Source organism: Streptosporangium sp. NPDC051022 (assembly GCF_040683035.1).
GTDB lineage: Bacteria > Actinomycetota > Actinomycetes > Streptosporangiales > Streptosporangiaceae > Streptosporangium.
The window spans coordinates 69,928-85,758 of the sequence record NZ_JBFBCF010000013.1 but is presented as its reverse complement, the minus strand read 5'-3'; the positions used below and the strand labels follow the sequence as shown (position 1 = coordinate 85,758).

General features: G+C 71.9%; 9 protein-coding genes. 5 read left to right on the top strand and 4 right to left on the bottom strand.

Translation table 11 applies throughout. The features are described 5' to 3' along the window. Window positions 1-2 precede the first annotated feature (2 nt). From AB0N02_RS21985 to AB0N02_RS21975, 3 genes are read left to right on the top strand one after another with little or no spacing between them, the layout of a single operon-like run. The gene (locus tag AB0N02_RS21985) at window positions 3-2,975 is read left to right on the top strand and encodes an FAD-binding and (Fe-S)-binding domain-containing protein (RefSeq protein WP_363949419.1); all 2,973 of its coding nucleotides are present in this window, start codon (window positions 3-5) and stop codon (window positions 2,973-2,975) included. Then, complete coding sequence (locus AB0N02_RS21980) at window positions 2,972-3,478, top strand: MarR family transcriptional regulator (protein ID WP_363949417.1); 507 nt, start codon at window positions 2,972-2,974, stop codon at window positions 3,476-3,478. The genes AB0N02_RS21985 and AB0N02_RS21980 overlap by 4 nt, the downstream gene beginning before the upstream one ends. A 60-nt stretch (window positions 3,479-3,538) precedes the next feature. Then, a complete protein-coding gene (locus AB0N02_RS21975) occupies window positions 3,539-4,588 on the top strand; it encodes a glucose 1-dehydrogenase (protein WP_363949414.1) in 1,050 nt (349 codons plus the stop codon). Window positions 4,589-4,741: 153 nt separating this feature from the next. Here AB0N02_RS21975 and AB0N02_RS21970 read toward each other — a convergent pair whose 3' ends face one another. After that, a complete protein-coding gene (locus AB0N02_RS21970) occupies window positions 4,742-10,222 on the bottom strand; it encodes a carboxyl transferase domain-containing protein (RefSeq protein WP_363949412.1) in 5,481 nt (1,826 codons plus the stop codon). A 279-nt stretch (window positions 10,223-10,501) separates the two neighbouring features. Between AB0N02_RS21970 and AB0N02_RS21965 the strand changes: the two genes are divergently transcribed. Both AB0N02_RS21965 and AB0N02_RS21960 read left to right on the top strand, forming a co-directional pair. Then, window positions 10,502-10,936, top strand: a complete 435-nt coding sequence (locus AB0N02_RS21965) for a MarR family transcriptional regulator (RefSeq protein ID WP_363949410.1) — start codon at window positions 10,502-10,504, stop codon at window positions 10,934-10,936. A gap of 416 nt (window positions 10,937-11,352) precedes the next feature. After that, on the top strand, window positions 11,353-11,556 hold the full coding sequence (locus AB0N02_RS21960) for a hypothetical protein (RefSeq protein ID WP_363949407.1): 204 nt from the start codon (window positions 11,353-11,355) through the stop codon (window positions 11,554-11,556). 679 nt (window positions 11,557-12,235) lie between these two features. Here AB0N02_RS21960 and AB0N02_RS21955 read toward each other — a convergent pair. From AB0N02_RS21955 to AB0N02_RS21945, 3 genes are all read right to left on the bottom strand, one after another. Next, on the bottom strand, window positions 12,236-12,997 hold the full coding sequence (locus AB0N02_RS21955) for an SDR family oxidoreductase (RefSeq protein WP_363949405.1): 762 nt from the start codon (window positions 12,995-12,997) through the stop codon (window positions 12,236-12,238). 75 nt (window positions 12,998-13,072) lie between these two features. Further along, on the bottom strand, window positions 13,073-15,034 hold the full coding sequence (locus AB0N02_RS21950) for an acetoacetate--CoA ligase (RefSeq protein ID WP_363949403.1): 1,962 nt from the start codon (window positions 15,032-15,034) through the stop codon (window positions 13,073-13,075). 32 nt (window positions 15,035-15,066) lie between these two features. Further along, entirely contained in the window at window positions 15,067-15,765 is a 699-nt protein-coding gene (locus AB0N02_RS21945) for an FCD domain-containing protein (protein WP_363949400.1), read from the bottom strand. Window positions 15,766-15,831 lie beyond the last annotated feature (66 nt).

The following is a 15,831-nucleotide window of genomic DNA, read 5'->3' as shown; positions in this document are numbered from 1 at the left end:
CGGTGAGCCGACAGGTTTCCCCGCCCGCCCCGGCCGCCGTCCGGCCTGGCCGGCCGTACGTGCGGTTGGGCGACCTGGAGCACGACCTGGCCGCGCGGGTCGACGGCGAGGTCAGGTTCGACCCCGGCAGCCGCGGCGCCTACTCCACCGACGGCTCCAACTACCGGCTGGTCCCGCTGGGCGTGGTCGTCCCCCGTGACGTCGAGGCGGCCGTCGAGGCGATCGCCGTCTGCCGCGAGCACGGAGCCCCGATCACCTCGCGGGGCGGGGGCACCAGCCTGGCCGGGCAGACCTGCAACGTCGCGGTGGTGATCGACTGGTCGAAGTACTGCGACCGGCTGGTCTCGGTCGACACCGAGGCCAGGACCTGCGTCGTCGAGCCGGGAATCGTGCTCGACGTGCTCAACGGGCGGCTGTCGGAGACGGGGCTGATGTTCGGGCCGCGCCCGTCGACCCACCCCCAGTGCACCCTGGGAGGGATGATCGGCAACAACTCCTGCGGGTCGACCGCGCAGGCGTACGGCAAGACCTCCGACAACGTCTCCCGGCTGGAGATCCTCACCTACGACGGCACCCGGATGTGGGTCGGCGCCACCGACGAGCAGGAGTACGACCGCGTCCTCGCGGGCGGAGGGCGGCGCGCGGAGATCTACCGGGAGCTGCGCGAGATCGTCGACGCCCACGCCGAGCAGATCCGCGACCGCTTCCCCGACATCCCGCGCCGGGTCTCCGGCTACAACATCGACCAGCTCCTGCCCGGCGGCCCGTTCCACCTGGCCAGGGCGCTGGTCGGCTCGGAGGGCACGCTGGTCACCGTGCTGCGGGCCGAGCTGTGCCTGGTGCCCGCCCCGAAGGCCGAAAGCCTCGTCCTGCTCGGCTACCACGACATCGCCACCGCGGCCGACGCGGTACCGCGCATCGTCGGCCACCACCCGCTCCAGCTGGAGGGCGTGGACGACAGGCTGGTCGACTTCGAGCGGCGCAAGGGCATGCACCCCGCGGCCGTGGCCAGGCTGCCCGAGGGCGGCGGCTGGCTGATGGTCTCCTTCGGCGCCGACTCCCAGCGTGAGGCCGACGAGCGGGCACGGAGTCTCGTCGAGGCGCTCAAGGGCACCGAGCACGCGCCGCACATCGCCTTCTTCGATGAGGAGAAGGTCGAAAAGGACATGTGGGAGCTGCGCGAGTCCGGCCTCGGGGCGACCGCGCGCGTGCCGGGCATGCACGACACCTGGGAGGGCTGGGAGGACTCGGCGGTCCCGCCGGAACGGCTCGGCGACTACCTGCGGGACCTGCGCGCGCTCTTCGACGAGTTCGGCTACGGCGGGGCCTCGCTGTACGGGCACTTCGGGCAGGGATGCGTGCACACCCGCATCCCGTTCGACCTCGTCACCGCCGACGGCATCGCCTCCTTCATGGCCTTCCTGGAGCGCGCGTCCGACCTGGTCGTCTCCTACGGCGGATCGCTGTCCGGCGAGCACGGCGACGGGCAGTCACGCGCGCGGCTGCTGCCCAAGATGTTCGGCCCCGCGGTCATGGAGGCCTTCGAGCAGGTCAAGGCCGTCTTCGACCCCGACGACATGATGAACCCCGGAAAGATCGTCGCCCCCTACGGGATCGACGAGAACCTGCGGCTGGGAAGCGCCTGGACCCCCGCCGACCCGCCCGTCCGCTTCGGCTACCCCGACGACGAGGGCAGCTTCCAGCGCGCCGTCATGCGCTGCGTCGGCGTCGGCAAGTGCCGCAGCCACACCGGAGGCGTCATGTGCCCCTCATACCGCGCCACCCGCGAGGAGGAGCACTCGACCCGGGGCCGCGCCCGGCTGCTGTTCGAGATGCTGGACGGCCACGCAGACTCCACCATCGGCGACGGCTGGCGGTCGACGGCCGTCCACGACGCCCTCGACCTGTGCCTGGCCTGCAAGGGATGCAAGCACGACTGCCCGATGAACGTCGACATGGCCACCTACAAAGCCGAGTTCCTTTCCCACCACTACGCCGGGCGGCTGCGGCCCGCCGCCCACTACGCGCTGGGCTGGCTGCCGCTGTGGGCGCGCCTGGCCGCACTCGCCCCTCGTACCGTCAACACGCTGACGCACGCCCCCGGGCTGGGCGGCCTCGTCAAACGGCTGGGCGGCATCGAACCGGCCAGACCGCTGCCCCTCTTCGCCCCGACCCGCTTCACGGACTGGTACCGCAGGCGCGGCCCGCACGGCGACGGCGGACGCGGGGTGGTGCTGCTGTGGCCCGACACCTTCACCGACAACCTCACCCCGCGGATCGGCCGGGCCGCGGTCGAGGTCCTGGAGCGGGCCGGATACCGCGTCATCCTGCCGCCCCGCACCCTGTGCTGCGGCCTGACCTGGATCTCCACCGGCCAGCTCGGCATCGCCGAACGGGTGCTGCGCCGTACCCTGCGCACCCTCGCCCCGCTGCTGCGCCGCGGCGTCCCCATCGTCGGCCTGGAACCGAGCTGCACCGCCGTGTTCCGCGACGACGCCGCCGGCCTGTTCCCGCACGACCGGGACGTGGCTCGGCTGGCCGAGCAGACCCGCACCTTCGCCGAACTGCTCGCCGGCACCGACGGCTGGCAGCCGCCGCGCATCGACCGGGCCGCGCTGGCCCAGCCGCACTGCCACCAGCACGCCGTCCTGGGTTACGACGCCGACCGCGACCTGCTGGAGCGCGCCGGAGTCCGCCTGGAGGCGGTCGGCGGCTGCTGCGGCCTGGCCGGGGACTTCGGCTTCACCGCCGGTCACATGGAGGTGTCCATGGCCTGCGCCGAGGACGAGTTGCTGCCCGCCGTACGCGCCGCCGCACCGGACACGCTGATCCTGGCCGACGGGTTCAGCTGCCGCACCCAGATCGAGCACGCCGGCGTCGGCCGCCGGGCGCTGCACCTGGCCGAGATCCTCGCCGCCGCCCAGCGGGACGAACTCCTCGGCCCTCGGCCCGAACACCGGATCCCAGGCAGATGAACACCGACGAAATCCAGGATCACGACACCGCGGCCGGCCCGGGCGACGACCTCACCGATGCGGCCTGGCGGGTGGAGGCCGCATCGCTCGCCCTGGTCGAGATGACGCTCAACGCGGCCGCCGAGCACGGCGACCTGTCGGTCACCCGGCTGCGCGTCCTGCTGGCCGTCGACCGGCACGGCCCGCTCAACCTCAGCACCCTGGCCGCTCACCTCTCCATGTCGGTCTCCGCGACCGGCCGTCTGGTCGCCCGGCTCGACGCCGCCGGACTGCTCGCCCGCCTCCTGTCGCCGCACAGCCGCCGCGAGATCAGCATCGACGTCACCCCCCTCGGTCACCGGGCCATCGGACGCCTTCGCGCCGCCCGCCGCCGGCACATCACCTCCACCCTGAAACGGCTGCCGCCCGGCACCCGGCAGGTGCTCGCCCGTGCCCTGCTGGAGTTCACCGCCGCCGCGCAGACCGACGAGAGCCCTCCCCCCACCGGCCCGGAGGCGGCCTGACCCGACTCACATCGCCCGTCCACACCGCCCATCGGGTCTCCCGGAAAGAAGGTGCCGGCCATGCGCGCGCTGACCGTCGTCCCCCGCCACGAGAACTCCCTGGCGGTGACCGACATCCCGGAGCCCGACGCGAGCGAGGACGATCTCCTCGTCGAGGCACTCGCCGTCGGTGTCTGCGGAACCGACAGGGAGATCGCCTCCGGCGACTACGGCTGGGCACCGCCCGGCCGCGACAGGCTCGTGATCGGCCACGAGTCCCTGGGCCGCGTACGGCGGGCCCCGCACGACAGCGGCTTCTCCCCCGGAGACCTCGTCACCGGCGTGGTCCGGCGCCCCGACCCGGTGCCCTGCCCCGCCTGCGCGCACGGGCAGTTCGACATGTGCCGCAACGGCCGCTACACCGAACGCGGCATCAAGGAGCTCGACGGATACGCCAGCCCGCTCTGGCGCGTCGAACCCGGATACGCGGTCAGGCTCGACCCGGCCCTCGCCGAGGTCGGCGTGCTCGTCGAACCCGCCAGCGTGGTGGCCAAGGCCTGGGAACAGGTGGAGAGGATCGGCGCACGGGCGTGGTTCCAGCCCCGCACCGCCCTGATCACCGGCGCCGGCCCGATCGGGCTGCTGGCCGCGCTGTTCGGCGTACAGCGCGGCCTGGACGTCCACGTCCTGGACCGGGTCACCGAGGGCCCCAAACCGGACCTCGTCACCGATCTCGGCGCCACCTACCACTGCTGCGACGTCGCCGCCGCGACCGCCGGCACCAGGCCCGACATCGTGATCGAGGCCACCGGAGCGGGCCAGGTCATCTTCGACGCGATCGACGCCATCGCCTCCTACGGCGTCGTCTGCCTGACCGGTGTCTCCTCGGCCGGTCACAGGCTCACGATCGACGCCGGCATCCTGAACCGGGACATCGTCCTGGAGAACGACGTGGTGGTCGGCTCCGTCAACGCCAACCTCGGTCACTACACCGCCGCCGCCGAGGCACTGGCCAAGGCCGACCTGGAGTGGCTCGGCCGGCTGATCTCCCGCCGCGTGCCGCTCGAACGATTCGCCGAAGCCTTCACCCCCGGCCCTGACGACGTCAAGCTCGTCATCACCTTCGGCTGACCTCCCCCGGCGGGCCGGTGTGGACGGGACCGAAGGCGGCCAGGCCGGTCGGCCCGCCCACCGTCGGCGAGGTGCGCGGTGCGGAACGCGTCCGCACCGCGCACCGGACGCCTCGTGGACGAGCGGGCGGCTCGGAACGCTACGGCGAGGTCGTCACCGTGACGCCGGGGTGGAGCCGGTGAGGCGGGACTCGATGGCCTCGATGATCCGTGGGCGCAGTTCCGCGGCGCGGATGACGGCGTCGACGGAGCCGACCTCGACCGCGCGCCGGATGTCGTGCACGCGGTCGAACTCCGTTGCCACCTCGCCGAGCTTCTCCGCGCGGACCGACGAGCGGAGCTCGTCGAGCTCCGCGGCCAGCGCGGCGCGGTCGGTGCCGGAGGCGGCCGCGACGCGGGCCTCCAGGTCCCGCACGCGCGGATCGGCCGCGGTGCGGGCGTTGACGTCACCGGAGAACACCACCGCGGCGGCGGGGGCTCCGCCGAGCACCGAGGCGAACGAGCCCTCCAGCGCGAGCACGGTCATGTTCGGGTTCAGCGCCTTCGAGAACACCACGAACGCGCCGCCGTGATAGCGCGAGATCACACAGAACACGATGGGCCCGCGGAAGTTCACGATCGCGCGGCCGATCTCGGCACCGTACTCCAGTTGCAGCTTCCGCATCGACTCCGGTGAGCCGTCGAAGCCCGACAGGTTGGCCAGCACCACCAGCGGCCGGTTGCCGCTGGCCGCGTTGATCGCCCGCGCCACCTTCTTCGACGACCTCGGGAACAGGGTGCCCGCGGTGTAGGTGTCCGGGCCGTCGGTGGGCGGGAAACCGCGCCGCGGCACCGACCGTGACTCGATGCCGAGCAGGCACACCGGCATGCCGCCGAGATGCACGTCCTGCACCACCGAGGTCTCCGCGTCGGCCATGCCCGCCCAGCGCTCCAGCACCGGGTGGTCCTGGTCGGAGAGCGCCCGCATCACGGTCCGGATGTCGAACGGCTTCTTGCGGTCCGGGTTGGCCGCGGCGGAGAAGATCTCACCGACGGTGGTGAAGTCGCTGCCCTCCACGACATGCGGGAATCCGGAGACGTCGCGGTCGACGGGGTCGGACGTCCTCGCCCGCCGCGGCCCCTCCTCGCCGGGGGCGACGTAGGTGTGGTCGTAGTACGACATCAGCACGTCCCGCGCGGCGGCCAGGTTCGGCGCCCAGTAGTGCGCCTGCCCGTTCGGGCCCATCACCCGGTCGTAGCCGCCGATGCCGAAGTTGTCCTCGGCCGACACGCCACCGGAGAAGTCGAGCGACTGCTTGCCGGTGAGCACCATCGCCGAGTCCGGCGTCATCACCAGGATGCCCTTGGTGTGCATGAGCATCGTCGCCTCGGCGTTCCAGTACGGCTGCGCGCCGACGGTGATGCCCGCGACCACGATGTTGATCTCGCCGCCGTCCTGGGTGAACTCGACGATCCGCTTGAGAGCCGCGGCCACCCAGTCCATGTTCTCGGTGCCCGACTCCATGGAGATCCGGGCGCCGGCGGACAGCGCGTACCACTCCAGCGGCACCCGCATCCGCTCGGCCAGGTCCAGCGCGGCGATCACGCGGCGGCACTCCGGCTCCGACAGCGCGCCGAGCGACTTCGTCGGGTCGCCGAGCAGCACGACCCTGGTGACGCCCTGCGGGTGCCGCCGGGTCGGCGTGGTGACCACGCCCGCGACGATCGCCGCGGTGTTGCGCCCCTTCGCCCGGTCGACCGGCACCAGCGCGTGGCCGCCGTCGAGGTCGTGCTCGACGAAGTCGCCGAGCAGCCCGGTCAGCTCGTACGGGTACACCGTGTTGCGGCTGCTCGCGCGCAGCACCTTCTGCCGGTAGTCGTCGAGCGGCTCGACCGGCTCGACCGACGGCTCGCCGACGGTCAGCTCGGTGCCGCCGGTGGCGTCGAAGGAGATGCGCACGACGATCTTCTTCAGCTCGCCGGTCTTCCGGTCGCGCTGCCGCGCGATGAACAGGATCTCCTCCAGCCCGGCGCCCGCGGTCGTCGGCAGCACGCGCCCGACGATCATCTCCAGCTCCGCGCGGGTGAGGTCGCTCGGCGGCCAGACGTAGATCACGATGCGGTTGGTGTTGAAGCGCTTCCTCGACGGTCGCCGCGACTGCGCGCGGCGGATCGAGTCGAGGCAGGTGGCGACGGTGTTCTCGGCCGTCGGCAGTGCGACCAGCCTGCCGTCGTGCTCACGCAGCTCGGTCAGGTCACGCACCTGTGCGAACGCGACGAGGCGCTCGTCCGACGGGTTCTCCCGCGCCACGCACTGGAAGAGATAGACCTCCTCGTCCGACGACGACAGCCGGGTGAGGTCGAACTTGCTCAGCCGCTCCAGCTGCATCCGCTGCGCGATGTACGGGTGCAGGCCGCGGATCAGCCGCTCCTCGGCCATGCCGGTGGCCGACGGGCGGAAGGTGAAGTGGTGGTGCATCACCGCGCCGCCGCTGCCCGCGACGGTGGTGGTGAGCCTGCGGACCTGCTTCGGCAGCGGGTGCACGCTGACGACCTCGTGCAGCGCGGCCGCCATCGCGTCGGAGTCCTCGGGCTGCTTCTCCCAGGAGAGATAGATGTCGGCGTCGATGGCCTCCTCTCCGCTCGCCAGCTCCGCGAGCCCGCTCAGCGCGTCGCCCAGCGCCTCGAAACTCACCGCGGAGGAGACCACGCACGAGCCCGCGCGCTCGGCGACCACGAAGGTGCAGTCCGCGACCTCGCGGGTGCGGACGCCGGTGAGACCCTTGTTGCCGTAGTAGCGCCGGGTCAGCACCTCCAGCATGATCGCGTTGTCCAGGCCGTCGCGGGTGAGCCGCTGGCCGAGCAGCCGTACCAGCGGCTCGGTGCTGCGCACCATCTCGGCGACGCGCTCGGCGCGGTCCGGCGCCTCCGGGTGGGCGTCCAGGTGACGCAGGTGCTTGCGGACGTCGGCGTAGACGCGGGCGCGGTTGCGGCGCAGCAGCGGCTGGGCGAACCAGGCGAACACCACGCCGCGCGCGAGGTCGGAGATCACGGGGAAGCGGACCTGCGTCGCGGCCACCAGCCGCTCCAGCGCGAGACCGGCGGGCTCGCGCAGCGTCTCGTCCGGCGGCGGCTCCTGCAGCCACGCGCGCAGCAACGTCGCCACGACCGTGGCGTCGGCGGACGCGCGCTGCTGGGCGAGGAAGATCCGGAACACCGCGGCTTCGAGCTCGGGAGAGCGCTCCAGCTCGGTGACACCGTAGTGCCCGAGCGCCTTGGCGAGCTTGGCCTGGAACGTCTCAGGAAGCCCGGCCCGTTCGACGTCGAGGCTCTGCAGGTAGGTGTGGAAGTACTCGCGGGCGCTGTACACGTGACCGTCGCCGCCGTCCTCACCCGCCGGGCGGTTGCGGCTCAGCTCGGCGAGGTCGGCGAACACCTCGACGAGTCCGAGCTCCTCGGCCGGCGGCCGGTGACCGTCCTCGGTGGCCGCCCGGCGCGCGGCGAGATAGTCGTCGAGCACACGGCGTTCGTCGTGCGGGTCGACGTCGAAGCCCAGCAGCAGGCTGCGCAGGTCCTCCTGGCCGCGCGTGGTGCGCTCCCGCGCCGGGATCCTCCCGGGCGCGGCGGGCAGGTCCAGCTCGACGGCCCCGGCGGCCGAGGTGTCCTCGGCCTCGGCGTCGTCGGCGAGCGGCTCCAGCCGCAGCAGCGGCGCACCGGTCTCCACCTGGCTGCCCACGGACACGGCGCACTCCTTCAGGCGCGCCTTGAACGGCGCCCGCAGCACCGTCTCCATCTTCATGCTCTCCAGCACCAGCACCGGTGCGCCCGCCTCGACCTCGGCGCCGATCGCCAGCGGCGTGGCGACGACCAGCGCGGGCGCGGGCGAGCGGACGACGCCGCCCTCGTCGCGGCTGACCCGGTGCGTCACGCCGTCCACCTCGACCAGGTGGATCGGCCCGTGCGTGCCGGTGAGCAGGCGGTACCGGGTGCCGTTGACGATGATCTGCCCGGTGTGCCGGTCGAAGCGGTCGAGCTCGACGTCGGCGGTGCGTACGTCGTCACCCGCCTCGACGCCGACGCGGAACCGATGCGCGCCGATCCGCGCGACGCGCACGCGGTAGCCGACGCCGCGCAGCTTGAGGTCAAGCGGCCGGCCGCTCTCGTGCTGCACCTGCGGGCGTCCGCCGAACGCCGTCGACAGCAGCCGCTGCCGCTCGACTCGTTCCTCCTCCTCGTACGCCTCGATGGCGGCGGCCGCCAGCGCGACGGCGGAGTGCCGGTGCGAGACGAGCCTGCCCTCGCCGCGGACGCGGTCGATCCAGCCGGTGTCCGCGCTGGCGTCGATCACCTCGGGCTGGTCGAGCAGGTCGAGCACGAAGCTCTTGTTCGTCGCGCCGCCCTCGATGATCACCGTGGTCTGCGCCATCGCCCGGCGCAGCCTGCCGAGCGCCTCGTCGCGGTTGCGGCCGTAGGCGATGATCTTCGCGATCATCGAGTCGAAGTCGGCGGGGATGGTGTCGCCCTCGCTGACGCCGGTGTCCACGCGGATGCCCGGCCCGGCGGGCAGGTCCAGCCGCACGATGCGGCCCGGGGAGGGCGCGAAGTCGCGGTCGGGGTCTTCGGCGTTCAGCCGGGCCTCGATGGCGTGTCCGCGTTCCATCGGCGGCTCGCCTTCGAGCCTGCCGCCGGACGCCACCCACAGCTGCGCCCTGACCAGGTCGAATCCGGTGGTGGACTCGGTGATCGGGTGCTCGACCTGCAGGCGGGTGTTGACCTCGAGGAACGCGAACAGCTTGTCGCCGGGGTGGTAGAGGAACTCGACGGTCGCCGCACCGCGGTACCCGACCGCGACGGCCAGCCGCTCGGCCGACGCCTTGAGCTCGGCGGTCTGCGCGGGGCTGAGCACCGGCGACGCCGACTCCTCGATGATCTTCTGGTTGCGACGCTGCACCGAGCAGTCGCGGACGCCGAGCGCCCACGCGGTGCCCTCGCCGTCGGCGATCACCTGGACCTCGACGTGCCGGGCACCGGTGACCAGGCGCTCCAGGAACACGATGCCGCTGCCGAACGCCCGTGCGGCCTCCTGGATGGTGCGCTCGTAGGCGTCGGCGAGCTCGGCCTCGTTCGTGACCACGCGGATGCCGCGCCCACCGCCGCCCGCGGTCGCCTTCAGCATCAGCGGGTAGCCGATCTCGGCCGCGGACGCCAAGGCGTCGTCCAGGGTCTCGACCGCACCGCGGCTCCACGGGGCGACCGGCACGCCGACCTCCTCGGCGATCAGCTTCGCGCCGATCTTGTCGCCGAGCTTGCGCATGGCCTCCGCGCTCGGCCCGACGAAGGTGACCCCCACCCTCTCGCACAGCTCCGCGAACGCCGGGTCCTCCGCGACGAAGCCCCAGCCGACCCACGCGGCGTCGGCCCCGGTCTCCACCAGGGCGCGCTCCAGCACCTTCAGATCGAGGTACGGGCGCGCGGAGGCCGGACCGAGGTCGTAGGACAGGTCCGCTTCGCGAACGAAGGTGGCCGTACGGTCGACGTCGGTGTGCAGGGCGACGGTCTCGATCCGTGTTCCGGTCTCCGCGGCGATGTCCCGTACGGCGTGGATGAGCCGCATGGCGGCCTCACCACGGTTGACGATGGCGACACGACTGAACACCCGACCTAGCCCTCCTGTAGACCAATGATGTGCGCCGCGGCACGACGACCCCGGCAGTATTCACCTTTCCGTCTACCGGCCCGGCGGCGCCATGTAGCAGACAGCGCACGCTGGACGGCTCCAGCTGTGGAAAACGACCAAAAGCCATCGGCCGCCCGCGCCTGACCAGGGTATGTGCGAACGGGGCGGCGACACGCTTCGCCACACTCTGGCGGTGCCGCAAAGCAGGAACACTCACACTTTCTTGATGATATCAATAGTTGAGCTTATAAATGGATCGTGCATGGAGAGACGAGCGAGGACAGGTTCTTCCGTGAGCTCGGCGGCACCTGCGCCGAGCTGCGGCAGGCGTTCGCCCGGCATGTGGGGACGAGCGCCCACCGGGTGCAGGTGCTCCTCCGGCTGTGGCGTGAGGGTGAGACCAGCCACAGCGACCTGCGCCGGGCACTGGGCGTCGACGGTGCGAGCATCACCCGGCTGGTGAAGGAGCTGGAGGCGGAAGGGCTGGCCGGTCGTCGCCTCGACCCCGCGGACAACCGCTACACCCTGGCCGCGCTGACCCCCGCGGGCGAGCGGGTGGCGGCCGACCTGGAACGGTCGCACCAGGCGTATCAGAGGCGACTGCTCGACGGTGTCACCGCACAGGAGCAGGAAGTCGTGCTGCGCGTGCTAAGGCGCGTCCGCGCCAACGTGACCGGCAGGGAGAGCCGATGACGGGCGACGCGCGAGCCGGCTGGACCGGCCGCATCGGCCGCGGGCCCGCCCGGATCGGACGAGCGAGCCCCGACCGGGTTTCTCGGTGACGCGGATCGGGCGCCGCTCGGCGGGCGAGAACGATCGACGGGCTGACGGCGTCGGCGCGCCCCTCCCGGCACGAAGAGACGAATGCCTGTTCTGTTTCGCGGGCAGCGGTCGCACAGGTGCGCCGTTGTTCATCTGCGCGCCGATCGATCCCTTCTCGGAAACGGCGCCCACGCCAAAGAAAGGTATGCGCATGTCCCTCTATCGGAAATCGGCGGAAGTCACGGAATAGCTCCGGATGATTGAAGGTTGTGGCACCACATGTCCGGACAATGCCGAGAAACGAGCCCGGGCCTGGCCCGGGGCACAACCGATCCGAAGTGATCTCAATGATCAATCTGAAGAACGCTCTCGCAGCCGGAACAGTGGCGGTTCTCGCCCTCATCGCGCCCGTGACGGTGGCGGCTCAGTCCGCCGGCGCCGACACCGTGGCCGGGACCACCGCCGCCGCATCCACTCTCATCGTCCGAAGCGACGGCGGCAGCGCCAACGGCGCGGCCAACGGCAGTAGCGGCAGTGCCCGTAGTGGATGAGAAAGGATGAGAAGTCGCATTCCGAACACCTCGGGGTGCCGTCAGGGAACACGTCGCCGACCGCGAACCCGATGTCTTCGCAGAACAGGGAGACAGCCTCCCACAGAGGCATCTTTGTCAGCCGGGTCTGAATTCGGGGGCCGCACCGGACCCTCGGGCCCGGCGCGGCCGGTGGGGGAAGACTTACCAGACGTGCCATGCCTGCCGGTTGGCCCGGCGGCCGGTAACCCGGCGCAACGGCTTCCTCATGGGATTCACCTTCTTTCCCGGTGACCACTACCGGTGGGCGGAGTCTGGTGCGGGACCTCCGGGCCTGCCGGCACGCGGCAACGAAGGAAAGGGCGACACCCAACCAGGAACAGTGGCGGTTTGCGCCTTTAGATCGCTCTTGCTGATTGTTAGGTGAACAGCAAGAAATATCTGTACTTTATTTGAAGAATTGACGGAATGTCATGGTTAGGGCAGGCCGCCACCGGTGGACCGCACTACGGGCCGCGGCGAGTGGCACGGCCCGTAGCGCCGGTGCGGCGGCGAATCAGTCGACGGACCGGCCGCGGTACTCGACCGGCCCCTCGCCGGGGAACCGGGCGGCGCCTGCCCGGCGGCCGGTGCTCCTCGGCGATGCCGATGCGGCGGGGCTCGGCCGGCTGGGGCTCCGGTTCTCCGGCCGGGCAGGATGTCAGGTCACCGTGAACCCGCCGTCCACCACCACCGTCTGCCCCGTCAGATACCCGCCGGCCTCGGACGCCATCCACACGAGGGTGGCGGCCAGCTCGTCGACACGGCCCATACGGCGAAGCAACACGCGCGGCATGATGTCCTCGAGATAACCGGGGGCGTACTGCTCGGTCATCTCGGAGGCGAAGAACCCCGGCGCGACGGCGTTGACACGGATGCCCCTGCGGCCGCTCCACTGCTGCGCGAGATCCCGGGTCAGACCGATCAGCGCGGCCTTGCTGGCCGAGTACGCCGCCTGCGGCAGACCGGCCGTGGTCACGCCGAGGATGCTCGAGACGTTGATGATGGAGGAACCGGGCCGCATGACGCGTCCACACCCCTGGGCGACCCAGTAACAGCCGTTGAGGTTGGTGTCGACGACACGGCGGAACTGCTCGGGGGTCTCCCTGAGCGCCGGGTGCGCGCTGGCGACACCGGCGTTGTTCACCAGCACGTCGACCCGCCCGAACTCGGCGACGACCTCCTCGACGAGGGCGTAGGCCTGCTCCGGGTCGGACACGTCGGCGGTGACCGGCAACGCCCGGCGTCCGGCCTGGCGCACGAGCTCCGCCGTACGCTCCAGCCGGTCGGCACGCCGTCCGGCGATCGCGACGTCGGCGCCGGCCTCGGCGAAGGCGCGGGCGAACCCGACGCCCAGCCCGGACGAGGCCCCGGTCACCAGGACGACGCGATCGTCGAGACGGAACCTGTCGAGAATGCTCACGGTGACTCCAGGGGAAAGGTGCCGGTGCCGGGGCCCGGCGGGCGTTCGGGAGGGCACGGATCGGGAGGGCGCGGCTCAGACGGTCGCGTGCCGCCGGCGCCGGGCACCGACCTCCTGGTACCACGCGAGGAGGTCCGGCCGGTCGATGCTCGCGGGGTCCACCACGTTCGCGGGGTCGTCGCCGCGCAGGAGGCGCTTGACCGGCACCTCCAGCTTCTTGCCCGTGCGGGTGTGCGGAATGCCGGGGGCGGCGATGATGTCGTCGGGAACGTGCCGGGGTGAGGCGTGGGTCCTGATGGCGGCCCGGATGGCGTCGCGGAGTTCGTCATCCATCTCCACACCGGGAACCGTGGTGACGAACAGGGGCATCCAGTACCCCCCGTCGGCTTCTTCGAGCCCGACGACAAGTGCCTCGGCCACCTGCGGAAGCTCCTCGACGGGGGCGTAGATGTCGCCGCTGCCCATCCGGACACCGCGGCGGTTGAGGGTGGCGTCGGAGCGCCCGTGGATGACGACCGATCCGCGTTCGGTGACCGTGATCCAGTCGCCGTGCCGCCAGACCCCCGGGAAGGTCTCGAAGTAGGCGTCGCGCAGCCGCGCGCCGTCGGGATCGTTCCAGAACCGGAGTGGCATCGACGGCATCGGCCGTCGTACGACGAGTTCTCCGACGACCTCCTCCACCGGCGCCCCGAGGGCGTCGAAGGCGCCGAGCGCCACGCCCAGGCACGGCGCCGACAGCTCGCCCGCCCACACCGGCACCGTCGGCACCCCACCGGCGAACGCGGTCACCACGTCGGTGCCCCCGCTGGTGGAGATCACCGGGACCCCCGGGGGAACACTCCGGGCGGCCCATCGGTGGAGGTCGGCCGGGAAGGTCGAGCCGGTGACCGCCAGGCAGCGGAGGCCGCCCAGGTCGTGGGCGCCGGGGTCGGCCCCGGCCTTGTGGCACGCCGCCAGGTAACCGGGACTGGTGCCGAGCACCCGGACGCCGGTGCTCGCGGCGATGCGCCAGAGCCGGTCGGGCTCGGGATAGGCCGGGCTGCCGTCGTAGCAGACGATGGTGACGCCGAGCAGGAGGCCGCCGACCAGGAAGTTCCACATCATCCAGCTGGGGCTGGTGTACCAGAACATGCGGTCACCGGCACGCAGGTCGAGGTGGAGGGCCGCGTGCTTGCGGTGTTCGAGCACGACGCCGCCGTGGCCGTGCACGATGCCCTTCGGGCGCCCGGTGGTGCCGGAGGAGAAGAGCACCCACAGCGGATGGTCGAACGGCACGTCGGCCGGGGTCAGCGTGACATCCGTACGCCCGGCGGCCTCGGCCCACGGCAGGGTGCCCGGGACCTCCCCGTCGCCGACGAACACCGTCGCCGTCAGTCCGGGCAGACCGGTGCGCAGCTCGTCGAACTCGCGACGCCGGTCGATGCGCCGGCCCGCCGAATCGCAGGCGGCGGCCGCGACGAGCACGGCCGGCTCCAGCTGGGACAGGCGCGCGATCGCCGCCGCCGAGCCGTAGTCGAGTCCGCACATCGCCCAGACGGCACCGAGGCTCGCCGTGGCGAGGAAGCCGACCACCGCCTCGACGCCGTTGGGCAGGTAGCCGACGACCCGGTCCCCCGGGCGTACACCGAGCTCGGTGAGCGTGGCCGCGAGGGAGGCCACCTGGGCGCGCAGCCGGGCCCAGGTGACCTCGCGGGTGTGGCCCGACTCCTCGACGGCGATGACGGCGACGTCGTGGTCGGGCCGGCCGCGGAACACCTCGCGGGTGTAGTTCAGCGTGGCGCCGGGGAACCACACGGCCCCGGGCATGTGCTCCTGGGACAGCGCCGGCGCCCCGGCGGGGCGGGGCGGCATGTCGAAGTGGTCCCATACGGCGGACCAGAAGCCGTCGAGGTCCTCCACCGACCAGCGCCACAGGTCGCGGTAGCCGGTGGTCAGGTCACGCCCGGCCAGCGCGGAGGCGTGCGCGGCGAACTCGGTGATGCGGGCGCCGGCGACGACTTCCTCGGAGGGGGACCAGTCCGGAAGGACGGGGGGCATGGCGGTGGCTCCTTCCCGGGCGGATGAGGCGTTCACTCACGAGCGAGCGCGTCGGAGGACTCGACACCGGAGATCAGTATCCGGGTGGTGTGTGCGATGTGGTCGCGCAGCAGTCGCGCGGCCCGGTCGGCGTCCCGCGCGAGCGCCGCCTCGAGGATGGCACGGTGCTCGCCGGCGACGTCCCGGTCCTTCTCGTTGCCCAGCGGCCCCGCCCATCTGCGGTAGAGCTCGGCCTCGTCGCGCAGGCCCAGCGCGATGTCGACCATGCGCCGGCTGGGGCAGCCCTGGAGGAGCACGCGGTGGAAGGCCTCGTGGGCGGTGTACCACTCCTCCAGCACCTCCGCGGAGGCGGTGAACTCCTGGGTGTCGATCCGGGACAGGACGTGGTGGGCAGCCACGACGTCGCCCTCCCAGGCCATGTCGCCGTGCGCGACGGCCTGGCGGAACGTCGTCGCCTCGATCTCGACCCGCGCCACGGTGAGGTCGGTCAGCTCGTCCCGCGAGAGTTCGGCGACGGTGTAGCCCTGGTGGGGCTGTGGCCGCACCAGGCGCTCCGAGGCGAGCCGGGCCAGCGCCTCGCGGGCGACCCCGACGCTGGTGTCATAGGTCGCGCAGAGGGCCGGGAACTTCAGACGGGCACCGGGCTGGAGGCGTGCCGCGAAGATGTCGGCCCGGATCTGCTCGTACACCCGGTCGGTCCGTGTCTTCTTGGCGCCGTTCTGCTGAGGCATGGAGCGAAGCCTAGCTGGATACGAAACAGCACACAACATTCGAATCTCTCTTGACATTTACGAAAC

What these genes read in the sequence shown, in the direction of transcription:
- AB0N02_RS21960 (WP_363949407.1), top strand. Translation starts at nt 11,353, where the DNA reads ATGATCAATCTGAAGAACGCTCTCGCAGCCGGAACAGTGGCGGTTCTC.
- AB0N02_RS21980 (WP_363949417.1), top strand. Translation starts at nt 2,972, where the DNA reads ATGAACACCGACGAAATCCAGGATCACGACACCGCGGCCGGCCCGGGC.
- AB0N02_RS21950 (WP_363949403.1), bottom strand. Translation starts at nt 15,034, where the DNA reads ATGCCCCCCGTCCTTCCGGACTGGTCCCCCTCCGAGGAAGTCGTCGCC.
- AB0N02_RS21975 (WP_363949414.1), top strand. Translation starts at nt 3,539, where the DNA reads ATGCGCGCGCTGACCGTCGTCCCCCGCCACGAGAACTCCCTGGCGGTG.
- AB0N02_RS21945 (WP_363949400.1), bottom strand. Translation starts at nt 15,765, where the DNA reads ATGCCTCAGCAGAACGGCGCCAAGAAGACACGGACCGACCGGGTGTAC.